A 17,147-nucleotide genomic window follows, 5' to 3' on the forward strand; every position below is an offset into this window, starting at 1 on the left:
ATAACGTTCGAGCGCAATGCGCCATCAGGTGTTCCGTCGCAAGCCCGCACCCCGCGTGTGAGGAGGAAGCGCAATGTATCTCACTCAGGGCTTGCACAGGGCGATGCAACAACATCCCGACCGCCTCGCCACCGTCGACGGGGATCGGACATTTACTTATGCCCGTTCCGCCCAGCGAACTGCGAAGCTGGCGAGCGCTCTTCACTCGATTGGTGTCAAGCCGGGCGATCGCGTCGGCATGCTTGCGCTCAACTCTGACCGCTACCACGAGTACCTGTTGGCGGTACCGTGGGCGGACGCAGTTCTGAACCCGATCAACATCAGGTGGAGCCCCGCAGAGATCGGCTACGCCCTCCGTGACTCGCAAACCAACGTCCTGTTCGTTGACGACGCCTTCAGCCCGACCGTGCCGGCGCTGCGTGCGTCGTATCCTGGCCTGCACACCGTCGTCCACTGCGGAAACTCTCCTACGCCGGAGGGGATGTTCTCCTACGAGGACCTCATCAGCAGCGGCGAAGTCATCGACGACGTGCGGCGCGCCGGCGATCAGTTGGCGGGCGTCTTCTACACCGGCGGCACCACTGGGCTACCCAAGGGCGTGATGCTCAGCCACGCCAACCTGATGACGTCTGTGCTGGGGATGCTCAGTGTGGGAAGCTTTCTCAGTTCTGAGGGGCGATTGCTTCACGTCGCCCCTCTGTTCCACCTCGCAGACTTGGCCGCGTGGGCTGGGCAGACGGCCGTCGGTGGAACCCACGTTATGCTCTCGACTTTCGATCCGACCGCCATCCTTCAGACCATCGAACGCCAGCTGGTCACCGACGCACTCCTGGTGCCAACCATGTTGCAGATGGTCGTCGACCATCCCGCCGTCGGAGAGTACGACCTCGCCAGCCTCCAGAACGTGATGTACGGCGCGTCGCCAATCTCCGAGGCCGTGCTGTCGCGTGCCATGAAGACCATGAGCTCGGCGCGGTTCATGCAGGGCTATGGCATGACGGAATTGTCTCCCCTGGCCACTTTCCTGCGTCCTGAGGACCACGATCGTCCGGATCTACTGCGTTCGGCCGGTCGCGCAGCGCCCTGTGCCGAAGTAAAAGTCTTCGACTCCAATGATCGGGAGTTGCCGCCGGGGCACATCGGTGAAATCGTCGCGCGTGGCGGCAACGTGATGCTGGGGTACTGGAACAAGCCGGACGAGACCGCGAGCGCGCTGCGGAACGGGTGGATGCATACCGGTGATGCGGGATACATGAACGAGCGAGGTTATGTGTTTCTCGTCGACCGCCTCAAGGACATGATCATTTCGGGTGGCGAGAACGTCTACTCGACTGAAGTCGAGAACGCTTTGTGCGAGCACCCCGCGGTGGCGGCTTGCGCGGTCATCGGCGTCCCCGACGAGCTCTGGGGTGAACGTGTTCACGCGGTCGTCGTCCTGGCCGAGAACTCCTCGGCGACAGCCGAGGCACTAAGGGATTTCTGCAAGACCCGGATCGCCGGATACAAGGCCCCCAGAACGGTTTCGTTTGCCGATGCGCTGCCCCTCTCGGGTGCTGGAAAGGTGCTGAAACGTGAACTCCGCGAACGATTCGGCGAAGATCGCCCCAGCAAAGCGGACAGTTACTAGGTGCCGTGCGCACGTTTTGCCGAATGGCAGCTTGGCCACCGGTTATGAACAAGACCAAGTCGTCGGTGCGCTCAGCGCGCGTAGCGCTGATGACGACCGGGACATCGTGGACGTGGCACTTCGGTTTAGGTGGTAGTGGTGACTGAGCAACGGCCCGTGAAAGTCGCAATCATCGGTGCAGGCATGTCGGGATTGTGCATGGCGATCAAGCTGCAGGACGCCGGAATCGACTCGTACACCATATTCGAGAAGGCTGAGGACGTCGGGGGCACCTGGCGCGACAACACCTATCCGGGGTTGACGTGCGACATCCCGTCGCGGTACTTCTCCTACTCGTTTCGGCCCAACCCGAACTGGTCTCATCTGCTGCCGGAGGGGCCTGAGATTCAGGCCTACTTTCAGCAAGTCGCCGACGAACGGGGCATTCGCGGGCACATCAAGTTCGGAACCGAGGTCATCTCTGCCCGGTACGACGACGGGCACTGGCGGCTGACCACTGCCCAGGACGAAGAAACATTCGACGTGCTCGTCACCGCGACCGGCGTGCTGCGCGTACCGCGCTATCCAGACATTCCCGGACAGGCTGATTTCGCCGGGCCGGTGTTCCACTCCGCTAGATGGGACCACTCGATTCGGTTGGCGGACAAGCGGATCGGTGTCATAGGGACGGGCTCAACGGGGATACAGATCGTTGCCGCACTCGGCGGCAAGGTGAATAAGCTGGCGATGTTCCAGCGCACGGCGCAGTGGGTTTTTCCGATGCCTAATCCGCGTTATTCACCTGTGGTCCGAGCAACGTTGACACGCTGGCCGGTGATGAACCGTCTGAGCTATCGGTTCTGGGGCCTGATAGTCAGGCACTTCTTCGGTCGCGCGCCGATACGTCCTGGAGTTCAGCGCCGCGTGGTGCAGGCGTTGTGTCGATGGAACTTGCGCCGTTCAGTGCGCGACCCCCAGTTACGCGCGAAACTCACCCCCAGGGACCAGCCTATGTGCAAGCGACAGGTCATGGCATGGGACTTCTACCGTTCTGTCCAGCAACCCGGTGTAGAGGTGGTCACCGAGGCAATCGACCACATCGAGCCTCTCGGCGTCGTCACCGCCGACGGTGTGTTGCACGAGCTCGACTTGCTCGTCTACGCAACGGGGTTCGACGCTCGCGCCTATGTGCGCCCGCTGACGGTGATCGGCGAAGGCGCGGTCACCCTCGAGGACGCGTGGGCCGATGGCCCTGTGGCGTACCGGTCCGTTGCGGTACCTGGATTCCCGAACATGTTCATGCTGATGGGTCCGCATTCGCCGATCGGCAACCAGTCGCTGATACCGGTAGCCGAGGACCAGGCCGATTACGTGATGTGGTGGATCAACCAGATCCGCGAGGGCCACATCGTATCCGCCGCACCCACCGCACTCGCTACCAGGGACTACAACGACAGCATGAAATCAGCTATGCCGCAGACGATCTGGGTTAGCGGGTGCAGCAGCTGGTATCTCGGCAAGGATGGGCTTCCCGAGCTGTTCCCGTGGACTCCCGAGCGGCACCGCGAACTCCTGCGTACACCTGTCTTGGCAGACTTCGACGTCCGATGAGCGTCGCCTCGCTTACATTAGCGGACCGCTCATCGAGCCCGGTGAGGCGCAGCTCCTCCGACGCGCGCTGTGAGCACACCGGCGATCAGGAATGCCACCGCGCTAGCCCAAACCGGGCGCGCCATCGACACGCGCGCGTCGGTGACACGGGTGATCCGGCGGACTACGCCGTCGATTCCGCTCATGCGCCGAGGTTGCCGAACCGTCCGGCGAGAGCCGTCACGGCAGGCCACCGTCGAACAACCATCGCATATGGCCGTGGTCTGCCGACACGGCCGAAATGAGCTGCAGTGGAACTCAATCGAATGGATTACCCAGGATGACCAAACCCATCGCCGTTACTTTTTCCGTCCAAGGGCGAGCCCCGCTCGAGCAGACCGTTCCCGCGAGCGACAAACGGCTTCGCGTGATCGGCGCCTCGTGAACTCGCCCGTGACGGTGAAGGACGCCGGGTTCGGCGTCATGCTTCCGAGTTTCGACCCGCTGCGGTTGGGCGCACCGCCGCTGCTGGCCGCGGCCCGCCTCGCCGAAGATCTTGGGTTTGACTCAGGCTGGGTGGGTGATCATTTGAGCTTCCATCCGCCGGTGCTGGAACCGTGCGGGGTACTCGCGGCAGTTGCTGCCGTCACGCATCGGCTGATTCTGGGCACCGGTGTGTTGCTCCTTCCGATGCGCAATCCGGTATGGACGGCCAAACAACTCGGGACGGTCGCCGCACTCGCGCCCGACCGACTGATCGTGGGTGTCGGCGCGGGTGGGGAGAACCCGGTGGAGTTCGAGGCCGCGGGGTACTCCGTTGCACAACGAGGCCGCAGACTTGACGAGGCGATGATCGTGCTCGATGCGCTGCTGCGTGGTGAAGCAGTGAACCATCCCGGTCCACTGCTTCCGGTGCGTTCTCCCCAGCTGGACCCGGTGCCATCGTCTCGCCCACCGCTGGTGGTCGGCGGCCGGTCCGTACATGCGTTGCGCCGCGCGGCTCGGCTCGCCCAAGGCTGGCTCGCGGTGTGGCTCACTCCCCGTCGAGTGCGTGCGGCTGTGGAAGATCTACGGGCGCATGCCGAGGAGTTCCGCAGGCCCATGTGCACGACGGTGATGTTGACGTTCGTACACGTTACCGATGATGCGGAAGCAGGTCGTGCCGAGCTTCAACGATTCGTCGCCGGTCAGTACGGCATGCCCGTCGAGGCGATCGAGCGTTGGTGCGTGATCGGAGGAGAGGCGCGGGTGGCCGACATGCTCGCGGAGTACCGTGATGCCGGCGCCGAGTCATTCGTGATGCTGCCAACTGCGGCGAACGTGCTGACACAGTACGAGCGCCTCGCCGCGGTTCGTGAGAGGTTTGCGGCTACAACCTGAGATTCGGCAGCGTCGCCAACCCGAACGTGCAGCCGGCTACGGAGCGAATTCCCGCCCCAACAGGTGGCGTGCGACAACCAGTTTGGCGACCTGAGCCGTTCCGTCGGCGATTTCGAACGCCAGCACGTCGCGCAGTCGCTGGCCTTGCAGACTGTCCGTGCCCCATCCAGCGTGGCCAAAGGTGAGCAGCGCCTGGTGGACGACTTCGCCCGCGGTCTTGGGTGCGAACCACTTGGCCATGTTCGCGGCCACCGTGTGGTCCAATCCCTGGTCTTTGCGCCACAACGCCTCGTAACAGATGTGGCGCGCTCCGGCCAGCCTGGTGGCCTGCTCGACCAGCGGGAAGGCCACTCCCTGGTGGCGACCAATCGGGCTGCCGAAAGCCTGCCGCGTGCGCGCGTACTCCAGCGCGTCGTCAAGCGCTGCCTGGGCGATACCGACACACATAAGGCCGATCACCGCCCGCGAGTAGTCGAAGCCCTGCATAACCGACACGAACCCGGCGCCTTCTTCCCCAATCAGTTCGTCGCGACCCACCGATACGCCGTCGAAATGCAATGAAGCACGTCCGATGGCCCGGCCGCCGTGGTCGTCGAGTGCGGTTCGCGCGACCCGCTCGTCGTTCAGGTCCACGTAGAACGCACTGACCCCACGAGCCCCGGGTCCTCCCGTGCGCGCGAAGACCACACCAGTGTCTGCCGACATTCCACCTGAGATCGACGTCTTCTCGCCCCTCAGCCGCCAGCCCGCCCCTTCGCGCTGTGCCCGCAGCGACAGGTTTGCCGCGTCAGACCCGTGATCTGGCTCGGTCAACACCAGCGCCGTTAGCGCTGTCCCCTCTGCGAGGGGAGGTAGCCAACGCGTCAACTGCCCTTCGCTGGCGTTGGCGATCAAGATGTCAGAGACGAGGCCGGCGATCAGCAGGACGTAGCAGGCGTTGATGTCGGCCCGCGAGAGTTCCTCGGCAGCTATACCCGTCATGACGGCGTCGGCACCCTGGCCGCCGAAACGCTCCGGAATGCGCAGGCCGGTCAATCCCATGGCCGCCATCTGACGGGGCAACTCCGGGCGCATCCGTGAGGCTCGGTCATCGGCCTGATAATGCGGTGCGAGTACCCTCTGAGCGAAGGTTGCGACTTCACGCCGGAACGCTTCTTGGTCTTCGTCGAGGGCGTAGTGCATTGTGCGACTCCTGCATACCTAGCTTTGCCAGGGAAATGTTGTCACGACGAAACGGTGCGTGACGCCATGTTAACTCAACGGACGGCGTCAGTTCACGGCGTTATCGGCGCCCGCGTGCGCCTCGCGACGCCGCCCGTCGGCGGCGTCGGTGAGCATCCCAGATAGCCGAAATCGATCTGGCACTCCACGCCGGAATCACCATCGGCGACCCGCACCGTGATGTCCTTGCAGCCGAAACCGCAACGCTGCGTGGCGAATCGGTTGAGCGTGTGGTACCGCACCGGGCAGCCTTGGTCGGCCAGCAGCGTCTCGAACTTGGTGATCGTCATCGGCCGCAGCCGGTCGTCGCCCGCCACACACGCGGACCGACGATCGATGCTGCCATAGGTCGTTCGTCCCGAAAGCTGTTGTGCGACTTAACTGATCGAAAGACGTCGGGCACCGCAGACTGCGGATCCCGTCCCGTAGTCGGCGGCGCCGCCGTTGATGCCGAGCTCAGGCGTTGAACCCGCCGCCGCAGACCACGACCTGCCCGCTGACGTAGTCCGACTCGGGAATGCACAGGAGATAGACCGCCCCGGCTGCGTCGGCCGGAGTACCCGCCCTGCCCAATGGGATGCCGTGCTCCATCGATTGCAGGAGCTCTGGATTGACCCCGACCGCCAGCTGTCTGCCCTGGATGTCAATCTTGCCGTCGCCGCCGGCCGGGACCTCGGTCAACCGGGTCCGGATCAAGCCGAAAGCGACCGCGTTGACGGTGACGTTGTAGCGACCCCACTCCTTGGACAACGCCTTCGTGAGGCCGATGACCCCCGCCTTGCCTGAGGAATAGTTGGCCTGGCCCGCGTTACCACCGGTACCCGCGATCGACGAGATGTTGACGACCTTTCGACACGGTACGACGATGCCAGCGGCCTTCTCCTTCTTAGTGGCGGCGCTGATGATCGGTTGCGCCGCGCGCAGTATCCGGAACGGCGCTTTGAGGTGCACGTCGAGGATTGCATCCCACTGGTCGTCGCTCATCTTCTGAATGACCGAGTCCCAGGTGTAGCCGGCGTTATTGACGATGATGTCGAGACCGCCGAACGCGTCGACCGCGGTGCCGACGAAACGCTCAGCGAAGCCATCCTCGGTCACGCTTCCGGCACACGCGACCGCAGCGCCTCCGGTCGTCTCGATTGCGGTGACGGTCTCCTTCGCCGGATCCGGGTCGAGGTCGTTCACCACGACCTTGGCGCCGTCTCTCGCGAGCTTCTCGGCGATGGCACGCCCGATCCCCCGACCGGAGCCCGACACAAGGGCGACCTTGCCGTCCAGCTTGCCCATTTTCGTTCCGTCCTTTGATCTGGGTGCAGCCTGCGGCCGCGCCTGTTTGGTGCTGGTCAGCTCGCGCTGACCAGGGACTGCGGGATGTCGACCATCCGGGAGCGCACGTACTCTCCGAGACCCTTCGCCTGGGCATCCAGACGGGTCGAAGACGCTACGCCTTGGCCCAACAGGCCGTGAACGACAACGTTGATCGCCCGTAGGTTGGGCAATTCGAACCGCTCGATGCGTAGCTGTGCCGCTTCTGGGCCGAGTAGCACGCGTAGCCGATCGACGTTCAGATACTCGCGGGCCCAGGCGTATCCGGCATCGTCACGGGCCCACAGACCGATGTTGGCGTCGCCGCCCTTGTCTCCTGATCGCGCGCCGAGCACTGAACCAAGTGGTGCGCGGCACGTCGGCCCGGCCGGCGATGCGATGGCCGCGCGATCGGCGACCTCCGGGGTCGGCACGGGACCGGTCGGCGGGTCGGCAATCCGTAGACGCTCACCATCCGGCATCACCACAACTTGCGTCACGCTGGACCTTGGGACGGCCGCAGGCCGGTATACGCCGAACGCCGACTCCGACGTGGGTGGTGTGGTGGTGTGGAAGCCGGCGTATCCGGCCAGAGCAATCTCCATGATTCCGCTCGAGAACGCCCGGCCGACCTTGCGCGGGTCGGAGTCCTTGACCGTGATCCGCAGGTGCGCGCAGGCCTGGTCGTTGGTGGGGGCGTCCATGGCGTCGAATCGCAGCAACCGGACGTCGACCTCCGCGAAGGAGTCTCTGCCGCCGAGGACGTCGAACAGCTGCTCCTGCGCAAACTCGGATTTTGCCTCCAGGTCAAGGCCGGTGAGCACCATCGTCATGGTATTCCGATAGCCCCCGACGTCGTTGAGCGCCACTTTCAGAGTTTCCGGCGGTGGGCTGCCGACGGCTCCGGTGATCGCCACCCGGTGCTCGGCCTGTTGGGTCAGACCGACGGTGTCGAAGTGCGTGACGACGTCCGGTCCCAGATAGGCGGGCTCGGCTATCTCATAGAGCAGCTGGGCGGTGACCGTGCCGACCGACACCAGCCCGCCGGTGTCGGCGTGTTTGGTGATCACCGAAGAGCCATCGGCCGCGACTTCCGCAATCGGGAACCCCGGGTAGCGACGGTCGGTGATCTCGTCGAGGAAGGCGTAGTTGCCGCCGGTGGCCTGCGGGCCGCATTCGATGACGTGGCCAGCTACGACCGCACCAGCCAGCCGGTCCCAGTCGGTGTGCCCCCATCCGTGCCACCAGGCGGCCGGCCCGACGACGAGTGACGCGTCCGTCACGCGTCCGGTGACGACCACGTCGGCGCCGGCGCCCAGCGCTTCGGCAATACCCCAACCTCCGAGGTATGCGTTGGCCGAGACCGGCGCTACCGCACCGACCGGAGGGGTGATCTCGGTGAGGTTGGCGCGCAAGTCGTCACCCTCGACATGGGCGACGCGAACGGAGACGCCGAGCCGTTCTGCGAGCTCGCGTAGCGCGAGGGCTAGCCCGGCCGGGTTCAGCCCACCGGCATTGGCCACGATCTTGATACCGCGATCGGAGCAGGTGCCCAACACCTGTTCCATCTGGGTCAAGAACGTGCGGGCAAAACCGCCCGCCGGATCCCTCGACTGCGCCTTCGCCAGAATGAGCATCGTCAACTCGGCAAGGTAGTCACCGCAGAGTACGTCAATGCCCTCGGCTCCTGTGCCGCCTTCGACCATCTCCCGCGCCGCGGCGATCCGGTCGCCGTAGAAGCCGGAGCAATTTCCGATCCGTACCGGGCGCCTCACGCCGCACCGCCGTCGAACTGCCCTGCGGCACGCCCTGCACCGGGGGGGCCCGCGAAGGCCTGCGCGATGGAGAGCCACTCGTCGGCGATGGGACCAGTGGTTTCCAGTGCGGTGTCGTCGCGATGCCGTCGCTGGGTGACGAGTAGACAGAAGTCGTACGCGGTGCCGGAAACCTCATTGGGAGCGTCGTCTGGGCCCCATGTCCAGAGCGCGCCTGACGGTGCGGTGAGCTCGACGCGAACCGGCTCCGTCGGCACCTCTAGACCGTTGACCATGTAACTGAAGGCCCGCGCCCCCACGCCGATGTGTGCGACATGGCGCAACCTGTCCGATGGTGCGCGTGTCGCTCCAAGGGCGTCGGCGACGTCCTGGCCGTGCGCCCAGGTCTCCATTATCCGCGCGGTCAGTGAGGACGCGGCGCTCATGGGTAGGCCGAACCATGGCACACGCATGGAGGGGTCGATTTTGCCGAAGGCGGCGATGAGTGCGTTGCGAGCGCCGTCGAACCAGGACAGCAACTCCAGCGCCGGCATCGGCCGGTATCGCTCGGCGATGGAGTCCGGAGAGACCCGGCCGTCGGCAAGCATGGGCAGCACCTCAGCCGTAAACCCCTCGGGGTCGGTGGCCGAGCGCACGGCGACGTCGTCGAAGAACGCGAGATGGCTGATTTGATCCCGGACGGCCCAACCTCTGGCCGGGGTGGGGGCATCCCACCCGGTCGGGCCGTCTGGCAGGTCGGCAATCAGTGTCATCAGGTCTGCGGTCTCTGCTTCGATGTCGGCGATGACGGACTCCATGGCCACGGCCACGACTAGCGTCCCGTCCAGACTGGCGTCCGCTTCTCACGAAAGGCGGTGGGACCCTCCTGCGCGTCGGCGCTGTGGTAGACCGGCTCCCATATCTGGTCCGCGAGGTCGTAAGCCTCGGCAAGGTGGTGCTGCGCCGAGAGGTACACCGTCTTCTTCGCCGCAAGCACGGACAATGGTGCGTTGGAGGCGATTCGCACGGCAATCGCCTGAGTTCGTGCCCGTAGCTCCGACGCGGGCACGACCTCGTTCACCATGCCCACTTCGCGGGCGCGCTCGGCGGAGATCGGGTCGCCGGTCATCAAGATCTGCAGCGCAAGGCGCGGCGGCAGCAACCACGACAGAGGTGCTGCCCACGGCGCGCCACGACCTACCTTAACCTCGCTGACGGCGAAGGTGGCATGCTCCGCCGCGACGACGAGGTCGCACTGCTGGGCGAGCAGGAAGCCGCCTGCGAAGGCTACGCCGTTGACCGCCGCGATGGTCGGCTTGACGACGTCGATGTTGTGCCCAAACTGCGGGGCGAAGTCGGGCGGCGGGACTGTGAGCGACGTCTCCGACATTTCCTTTAGATCCCCGCCTGCGCAGAAGGCCTTGTCGCCCGCCCCCGTTAACACCATGACCTTGGCCGAGTCGTCGGCGTTGAAACGGTGGACCGCGTCGAAAAGTCCCAGTCGGACCGCCGCATTGAGCGCGTTCCGTGCCTCGGGCCGGTTGATCGTCAGCCAGGCCACTCCGTCCACGAGCTCGTACCCGATCGCTTCTTCGCTCATCAGTCTCCGTCCACGATTGACCGAGACCCTCAATGTGAGGGACTGTTCACTCGCCGAACGCTACCTGGCGTAGAGCGGTGATGGCCAGATGGTGGACGATCCGAGGACGTCGTTCCCGCTTCTTCGCCGCACCCGTCTTGGTGCTGACGGATGGAGACGTCTCGTCCGTCATTGCAGAGGTTGGGATTGGGCGACCACCGATGGCGGACGGCCGGGATCGACCCGAATTCGCGGCCGCGTCGCTTCGGCGGTGGCCAACCCGTGTCCGTGGTCAGCCACTGTCCTGCGTGTCCGCGGCGGAGCCGACCCCATCGGTTAACAGCCCGTCCACTTGCAGAGGGTTCAATCGAACACCCTTAGATCCGCTGGCAGTCGAGCGGTGATCGTCACAAACGTTGACGAAATCGGCTTTCTTGTAAAGGATGGTGGCTCCCGCCGAGATCTGATCTCCACGACTGACAAAGGGGTACCCCATGGTTACGTCACCGTTCGCACCGGCAAAGAAGGCCCGTGAGCGATTGTCGTCGGTGCTGTTGGCTCCCGTCCCGCAGAGCGTCGAGCGGGGCATTCTGGAGTTGAGCCGACGGTGGCCTGTTCGCGAACTTGCCGCGCCGCCTATTGGCAGCGGATTGAAGCCAGTTATCGGCGATAACGGGTGGCCTGTGCTCGGACACACGCTCGACTACATTCGCTTCGGGTCTGACCTCAGCAGAGAGCGGTACGAAAGATTCGGATCGGTCTCATGGATGGGGGCTTTCGGTACGAAGATGGTAGTCATTGCGGGTCCACAGGCGACTCAAGAAGCACTCACCACCAAGGCCAAGTCGTTCTCCCAAGATGGTTGGGGCTTTCTCATCGACGCGTTCTTTCATCGCGGGCTGATGCTGATGAGCTTCGACGAGCATCTGATGCATCGGCGAATCATGCAGGAGGCGTTCACGCGTCCGCGCTTAACCGGTTACGTCAAACAGGTCGGCCCCTCGGTTCGTGCCAGCGTGCCGATGTGGCCGACTGGGTCGGGCGTCCGCTTGTATCCCTTACTGAAGGACCTAACGCTCGACGTCGCGACCGATGTGTTCATGGGCGGCCGCGGCAAGCAGGACAGCGGTTCGGTCAACCGGGCATTCATCGCGACCGTGCGTGCCGCCAGCGCGATCGTGCGTGCTCCACTGCCCGGTACGCGGTATCGCGCAGGGATACGCGGCCGACGTGTGTTGGAGGAGTACTTCGCTCGGCATTTGCCGGCTGCGCGGTCGGGGCAGAGCGATGATCTGTTCGCCGCGCTGTGCGAGGCGCGGGCCGAAGACGGTGAACAGTTCACCGATGCCGACATCATCAACCACATGATCTTCCTGATGATGGCCGCGCATGATACGTCCACCATCACCACCGCGGCGGTGGCGTACTTCCTAGCGAAGAACCCCGAATGGCAGGAACGAGTTCGTGCCGAGTCCGATCGTCTCGGTGACGAGCTGCCGGGCATCGAGGACCTCGAGGGACTCACGACGATGGACATCGTCATCAAGGAGTCGCTCAGACTTGTGGCACCCGTACCATTGGTCATGCGTAAGACGGTGGCGGACACCGTGATCGACGGCCACTACATTCCATCGGGGATGCTCGTCGCTGTCACGCCGGCTGTCAACCACTTCGCTCCAACGGTGTGGACTGAACCGGATCGGTTCGACCCGACGCGCTTCGAAGCGCCACGGCGGGAGGACCAGACTCACCGCTTCGCGTGGCTTCCGTTCGGAGGGGGCGCGCACAAGTGCATTGGAATGAACTTTGGCACCCTTGAGGTGAAGGCGATCCTGCACGAAATGCTGCGGGAGTTCACCTGGAGCCTCGACGACGGCTACCACGTCCGATGGGACAACACCTCCCTGCCCATTCCGGTGGACGGACTCCCGATTACGTTGCGACGTCGATAGCCGTGCCGAGACCAACGGTGGCCGCCGTTACTGGTGCGGCCGCGGGATCCGTTGAGAGATCGCGCGTTACCTCGCCGGCAGCCGGCCACAGAGTGCTGCTCACTGATGTTGACGGCGCTGCACCACGGCGTGCTGCTATCGAGGGCGGCCAGAGCACATCGAGTGCTCAACACGACATGCGGAGTCCGTCGCTCCATCGTGACGGGCTTCACAGGCCTCAGCCTCGGGTCGTCGTCTGGCGGTAGGTGAACAACGCCGGGATCCTGATAGGAGGGGAGCCTTAGCGTCACCCGTACGACGAGATTGCATCGATCCTCGGCGTCACGAGCCGTGGCATCGTCGCAGAAACGTACGCCGCGATGTGGGCCAAGGGCGTTGACGAGAGTGCGATCCTCAATGTCGCATCACTGGCTGCCATGGCTCCCGTCCGGGACTCGCCATTCACGCAGCCACCAAGGCGGCCGTGCTGTCGTTCACGACGTCGTTGCAGGGTGACCTCGACCATGCGGGATTGCCCATCCGCGCCCGTGCGCTGCGCCCTGACGTCGTGAGCACGAAAAAGGCTCAACGATCGAGTTGCCGATCTTGGCGCATCGCTGCTGTTCACCGGGCCGAGTCCGACGGATGCCACGGACGCAGCGCGCGGGATTCGAGCTACTGAACAGTCGGCGGGTATTCGTGGGCGTTCAGCGGTGGACCTGAGACGTCGTCCGCGCTAGTGACGCCGCCCCCCCACTTGGGTAGGAACGCTAACGCGCTATTGCGTGTCGGTGAGCGGCGCCAAAGCAGACAACGTTGACACCGTGTCGACGATATCTGCGATCGTTCAACGGGACGCGCCTCGCGTTTCGCGTGGTGTGGGCGCGGGCCCATTCAGCGGTGCGTCCGGATCGAGTGCGGTTCCGAGTTCCCGTAGCCGGTCGTCGATGATCAACCACGTCTGCCGGGTCAACCGAACGACTAGATCGTCGAGAGTGGAGTCTCGGTGATCCAGCCACCACAGCACAGATGCGTCGATGAGGCCCACGATGGCGGCGACGTTGCGGTCGGCAGCGCCGGCGTCGTCTCCGTAGCGTGGAAAGTAACGCGCACCCGCCTTCGCGAGTTCGGACGCGAAAGCGCTAACGCCGGGCGCCGTCTTCTCGTCGCTGCGCCGATAGTGTCGGTTGACCAGAAACCGATACAGGTTGGGATGCTCGTCGGCCCACATGACGTGCTGACTGACGGGTGCGGCAATTACGTCCAGCGGTGATCCCGTGACGTCCAGGCTGACGCGAATCTTGGCGGTGAGCTCGCGGTGGACATGGCGCGCAACGGCGAGATCGAGTTCTTCCTTGCTCGCGAAGTGGCGGTAGAAGTGCGTGCGGCCCAAACCGGCTTTGCCAGCGATTTGGCCCGTGAGGGCGTGGGGGCCATTCTCCTCGATGGCGGCCAGCGCCGCTTCAATGATCTGGCCGCGACGTAAATCGCGACCCGGCAACCTGCTGGTTGCGCGGCGTGCCGCGGTGGTGTCCGCCCAATGCGTTCGCTCCACGAGGCTCACCGTAGCGCCCCGCGTGTCTGGATGTTCTGGGTACGAGTTGTACCCAGTAGCCAGAACGTGGTACACCATGTACCCGTAGCGCACACGCGAGACCCAACCGGGATCGGTGCGAAAGCAGACACAGTGAGGACGTTCGAATGGCCGCGAAACGCTCTAGCTGGATGGACGACGACCTCGATGCACTGCGAGACATGGCGCGCGCGTTCTGCGAGAAGGAGGTTGCGCCGCACATCGATCGCTTCATCGAGCAGCACCATGTCGATCGAGAGTTGTGGACTCGCGCGGGCGAGTTGGGGCTGCTGTGCATGTCGATCCCGGAGCAGTACGGCGGTGGTGGCGGGACGTTCGCTCATGAGGCGGTACTGATCGAGGAACAGGCTCGGATCGGCGACACAGCGTGGGGCGCCCCGCTGCACAGCGGCATCGTGGCCCATTATCTGCTCGACTACGGCACCGATGAGCAGAAGGAACGCTTCCTTCCTCGACTGGCTAGTGGCGAGATGGTGGGGGCCATCGCAATGACGGAGCCGGGCACGGGTTCCGACCTGCAGTCGGTCACAACCAAGGCGGTGCGTGTCGGCGACGAGTACGTCGTGAACGGGTCCAAGACTTTCATCACCAACGGCGCGCAGGCCGACCTGATCATCGTGGTGGCCAAGACCGATCCGAACGCCGGAGCGAACGGAATCTCGTTGATGTTGGTCGAAGGCGACCGTCCGGGGTTTCGACGCGGTCGGGTATTGGACAAGGTCGGCCAGCGTGGTCAGGACACCTCCGAGCTGTACTTCGAGGACGTACACATCCCCGTTGAAAACCTCCTCGGCACGACCGAAGGCCAGGGCTTCATTCAGTTGATGCAGCAACTACCCCAGGAGCGATTGATCCTCGCGCTCGGCGCAGTGACTCAAGTGGAGACTGCGCTCGAGTTCACCGTGGAGTACACGAAGGATCGCCAAGCGTTCGGCAAGCCGGTCTTCGCTTTCCAGAACACGAAGTTCAAACTTGCCGAGGTCGCTACCGACGCCCACATCGGCCGTGTGTTCATCGATGATTGCGTCGCCCGTCACCTGCGTGGCGAACTCGACATCCCCACGGTCGCGATGGCGAAGTGGTGGACTACCGAGCGCGCCATGGTTGCCCTCGACGATTGCTTGCAACTCCACGGAGGATACGGCTACATAAACGAATATCCCATTGCCAGGATGTGGGCAGATGCACGCGTCCAGAAGATCTACGGCGGGACGAACGAGATCATGAAGGAAATCATTGCCCGCTCGCTCTGAGCAGAGATCAAGCGAGTTCTGCACAAGCCGAACGCTGGAGGTCGGACCGGAGCGAGCCCCGTGTGGCTTGCGCTGTTCTCATTCATGAGTGCTCGCTCGCCTAGCCCGAAACAGATTCACCTTGTTGCTCACGCCCTTCAAGCGGCGTGAGCCCACAGCCGACCACTGGATACCTGCGGTGTCTTCGACGATCGCCTGGGTGGATTCCGCGACCAGTACGGTGCCGGGCCGCGCGACCGCGGTCACCCGGCTGGCGAGGTTGACGGGGCTGCCGAACCAGTCTCCCGCGCGCGTCACCGCAGATCCGGATGCCACGCCGATCCTCAAAGGGGGCAGATCGTCTGCCGACGCGGCCTCGGCAAGGTCCAGCACCGCCGTCAAGAGCGGCGTTGGTTCGGGAGAGACCAGCATGACGGCGTCTCCGACGGATTTTACGAACCTCACCGGTGTGCACGTTGCCGTGCGCGCAGTGTCCGCGAGGCGACGCGCGAGCCTCTCCAAGTCGTACGGCGAAAGCTGCTCGCCCAATTCGGTGAAACCCACGACGTCGGCGAATGCGACGGTGACGTGACGCGCTCCGGGTAACTGTCCGGCAGCGCGTTCTGCGGCGGTGATCGCCTCTGACTCCAATGAGCTGCGAAGCCTCATGAGGAACAGATCACCGATCATAGCCAACAACTCCGGCCTCGCTCGTTGCGCGAATGCCTGCGAGGCCTCGGCGAACTCGATCTCGTCCTCACCCGGAACGAGCAACAAGTTGAGCACGGAATCGCGCATCATCTCGGCAGCGTGCCCGAGCCCCTCCGTGAGAGCCCGCAGGACGGCGACGGTCTCATCCGGGGTGACACCCATCCCGATGAAGACCTTTGCGCGCGCGATCGCGTCCGCGTCGGCCTGTAGCAAAACCGCGGTGTCGAGGTCTGCCGGTCTGGGTAAACCGGCAGCGGCGATCAATCTGTTGAGGAGTTCCACGTCCATCCCGGTGGCAGCATTCAGCTCTCGGAGCGAAACGTACAGCCTGTCATCACCGAGGACGCGGATCGTAGGTAGCAGTAGCGGTGTCGAAACCGACGACCGGACCTGCTCGACCGTGAAGCCTTGGGCGAGAAGCCAAACGATGAGGTCCACCCGCTCGTCTCTGGTGTTGCCTTCGAGACCGTCGAGAAGGCCCAGTTCCGCGAATTCGTTGATCGTTGGCACGTCCCGGACGCGTCTAACTGCGCGTCGAGCCACGGTGTGGACCGGACAGCGCGGCGGCCGAGGCACCCGACTCGCGGTTCGATGCGGGAACGCCGAGCACGGCGTGACCCATTGACGCAATCAGTACCGAGGTCAGCTCAGGAGCGAGGCCAGTCCCGCGATAGTGCAGGATCGACTGGATGGCGCCGATCGCACCGTGAACCATTGCGCGAATCTCTATTTCGTCGATGTCAGGCCGCAATTCATCAACGAGGTGAACCCACTCTTCGAGGTAGAGCCGTTGCTTACGGCGCAGCCTGCTCTGCTGCTGATCGGGCAGATTGTGGACTTCGCGGTAATAGACGATGGCCAACTCCCGCTGATCCATCACCAATGCGACTTGGTCGGCTACCAGCCCTGTTAACGCTTCCGCCTCATCGCGCGACTGCTCGACGATAAACGTTGCACGCTGCAGCAGGCTGTCCACGACACGTTCGAACAAGGCTGCGAGCAAGCCGCCCTTGCTGTCGAAGTGGCGGTATATGGCCGGACCGACCACACCTGACGCGACCCCGATATCGGCCATCGAAACCGCATGGTATCCGCGCTCGGCAATCAATTCTGCTGCCGAGGCGAGAATCCGCTCACGGCGCTCGCCACCGACCCGACTTCGTCCGGCGACGACCTGTCTAGTCATCGCTACTCCCTCCGCCTTCGACGGGGGTGCTCGGAACCCAGCTGGTCACTATCGAACG

Annotated in this window: 14 protein-coding genes; 5 read left to right on the forward strand and 9 right to left on the reverse strand. The window is 64.1% G+C overall.

The annotated features are described in order from the left end of the window. Nucleotides 1-73: 73 nt before the first annotated feature. From NM203_RS03260 to NM203_RS03270, 3 genes are all read left to right on the forward strand, one after another. A complete protein-coding gene (locus NM203_RS03260) occupies nt 74-1,627 on the forward strand; it encodes an acyl-CoA synthetase (protein WP_255058167.1) in 1,554 nt (517 codons plus the stop codon). A 138-nt stretch (nt 1,628-1,765) separates the two neighbouring features. Further along, nucleotides 1,766-3,217, forward strand: coding sequence for a flavin-containing monooxygenase (locus tag NM203_RS03265; RefSeq protein ID WP_255058168.1), 1,452 nt, complete (start codon nt 1,766-1,768; stop codon nt 3,215-3,217). A 432-nt stretch (nt 3,218-3,649) separates the two neighbouring features. Next, entirely contained in the window at nt 3,650-4,576 is a 927-nt protein-coding gene (locus NM203_RS03270) for an LLM class flavin-dependent oxidoreductase (protein ID WP_255058170.1), read from the forward strand. Between the two features lie 36 nt (nt 4,577-4,612). On the opposite strand, the gene NM203_RS03275 is transcribed toward NM203_RS03270, so the two are convergent. The 6 genes from NM203_RS03275 to NM203_RS03300 form a co-directional block, all read right to left on the reverse strand. Next, nucleotides 4,613-5,758, reverse strand: coding sequence for an acyl-CoA dehydrogenase family protein (locus NM203_RS03275; RefSeq protein ID WP_255058171.1), 1,146 nt, complete (start codon nt 5,756-5,758; stop codon nt 4,613-4,615). A gap of 92 nt (nt 5,759-5,850) precedes the next feature. Continuing rightward, nucleotides 5,851-6,114, reverse strand: coding sequence for a hypothetical protein (locus NM203_RS03280; RefSeq protein WP_255058172.1), 264 nt, complete (start codon nt 6,112-6,114; stop codon nt 5,851-5,853). Between the two features lie 139 nt (nt 6,115-6,253). Continuing rightward, nucleotides 6,254-7,084: an SDR family NAD(P)-dependent oxidoreductase gene (locus NM203_RS03285; RefSeq protein ID WP_255058174.1), complete on the reverse strand. Its 831-nt coding sequence runs from the start codon at nt 7,082-7,084 to the stop codon at nt 6,254-6,256. Between the two features lie 56 nt (nt 7,085-7,140). Beyond that, the gene (locus NM203_RS03290; protein WP_255058175.1) at nt 7,141-8,877 is read right to left on the reverse strand and encodes an acyclic terpene utilization AtuA family protein; all 1,737 of its coding nucleotides are present in this window, start codon (nt 8,875-8,877) and stop codon (nt 7,141-7,143) included. Beyond that, on the reverse strand, nt 8,874-9,686 hold the full coding sequence (locus NM203_RS03295; RefSeq protein ID WP_255058176.1) for a TIGR03084 family metal-binding protein: 813 nt from the start codon (nt 9,684-9,686) through the stop codon (nt 8,874-8,876). The genes NM203_RS03290 and NM203_RS03295 overlap by 4 nt, the downstream gene beginning before the upstream one ends. A gap of 2 nt (nt 9,687-9,688) precedes the next feature. Then, nucleotides 9,689-10,456 carry an enoyl-CoA hydratase/isomerase family protein gene (locus NM203_RS03300; protein ID WP_255058177.1) on the reverse strand — a complete coding sequence of 256 codons (768 nt, stop codon included), beginning with the start codon at nt 10,454-10,456 and terminating at the stop codon, nt 9,689-9,691. Nucleotides 10,457-10,929: 473 nt separating this feature from the next. Between NM203_RS03300 and NM203_RS03305 the strand changes: the two genes are divergently transcribed. Continuing rightward, a complete protein-coding gene (locus NM203_RS03305) occupies nt 10,930-12,387 on the forward strand; it encodes a cytochrome P450 (RefSeq protein WP_255058179.1) in 1,458 nt (485 codons plus the stop codon). 826 nt (nt 12,388-13,213) lie between these two features. Here the strand turns inward: NM203_RS03305 and NM203_RS03310 are convergent. Continuing rightward, a complete protein-coding gene (locus NM203_RS03310; RefSeq protein ID WP_255058180.1) occupies nt 13,214-13,999 on the reverse strand; it encodes a TetR/AcrR family transcriptional regulator in 786 nt (261 codons plus the stop codon). 68 nt (nt 14,000-14,067) lie between these two features. Between NM203_RS03310 and NM203_RS03315 the strand changes: the two genes are divergently transcribed. Beyond that, nucleotides 14,068-15,213 carry an acyl-CoA dehydrogenase family protein gene (locus tag NM203_RS03315; protein WP_255058181.1) on the forward strand — a complete coding sequence of 382 codons (1,146 nt, stop codon included), beginning with the start codon at nt 14,068-14,070 and terminating at the stop codon, nt 15,211-15,213. 78 nt (nt 15,214-15,291) lie between these two features. Here the strand turns inward: NM203_RS03315 and NM203_RS03320 are convergent, their stop codons facing one another. Together NM203_RS03320 and NM203_RS03325 are read right to left on the reverse strand one after the other, a co-directional pair. Then, nucleotides 15,292-16,413 (reverse strand): adenylate/guanylate cyclase domain-containing protein, encoded by a 1,122-nt coding sequence (locus tag NM203_RS03320; protein ID WP_255058182.1) that lies wholly within the window; start codon nt 16,411-16,413, stop codon nt 15,292-15,294. Between the two features lie 13 nt (nt 16,414-16,426). After that, entirely contained in the window at nt 16,427-17,089 is a 663-nt protein-coding gene (locus NM203_RS03325; RefSeq protein WP_255058183.1) for a TetR/AcrR family transcriptional regulator, read from the reverse strand. Nucleotides 17,090-17,147 lie beyond the last annotated feature (58 nt).

Origin of the sequence: Mycolicibacterium arenosum (assembly GCF_024320865.1) — a bacterium.
Classification (GTDB): Bacteria; Actinomycetota; Actinomycetes; order Mycobacteriales; family Mycobacteriaceae; genus Mycobacterium; species Mycobacterium arenosum.

Excerpts from the sequence above, each read along its gene's own strand:
- NM203_RS03260 (WP_255058167.1), top strand. The coding sequence starts at position 74 with ATGTATCTCACTCAGGGCTTGCACAGGGCGATGCAACAACATCCCGAC.
- NM203_RS03275 (WP_255058171.1), bottom strand. The coding sequence starts at position 5,758 with ATGCACTACGCCCTCGACGAAGACCAAGAAGCGTTCCGGCGTGAAGTC.
- NM203_RS03285 (WP_255058174.1), bottom strand. The coding sequence starts at position 7,084 with ATGGGCAAGCTGGACGGCAAGGTCGCCCTTGTGTCGGGCTCCGGTCGG.
- NM203_RS03300 (WP_255058177.1), bottom strand. The coding sequence starts at position 10,456 with ATGAGCGAAGAAGCGATCGGGTACGAGCTCGTGGACGGAGTGGCCTGG.
- NM203_RS03305 (WP_255058179.1), top strand. The coding sequence starts at position 10,930 with ATGGTTACGTCACCGTTCGCACCGGCAAAGAAGGCCCGTGAGCGATTG.
- NM203_RS03310 (WP_255058180.1), bottom strand. The coding sequence starts at position 13,999 with ATGGTGTACCACGTTCTGGCTACTGGGTACAACTCGTACCCAGAACAT.
- NM203_RS03315 (WP_255058181.1), top strand. The coding sequence starts at position 14,068 with ATGGCCGCGAAACGCTCTAGCTGGATGGACGACGACCTCGATGCACTG.
- NM203_RS03325 (WP_255058183.1), bottom strand. The coding sequence starts at position 17,089 with ATGACTAGACAGGTCGTCGCCGGACGAAGTCGGGTCGGTGGCGAGCGC.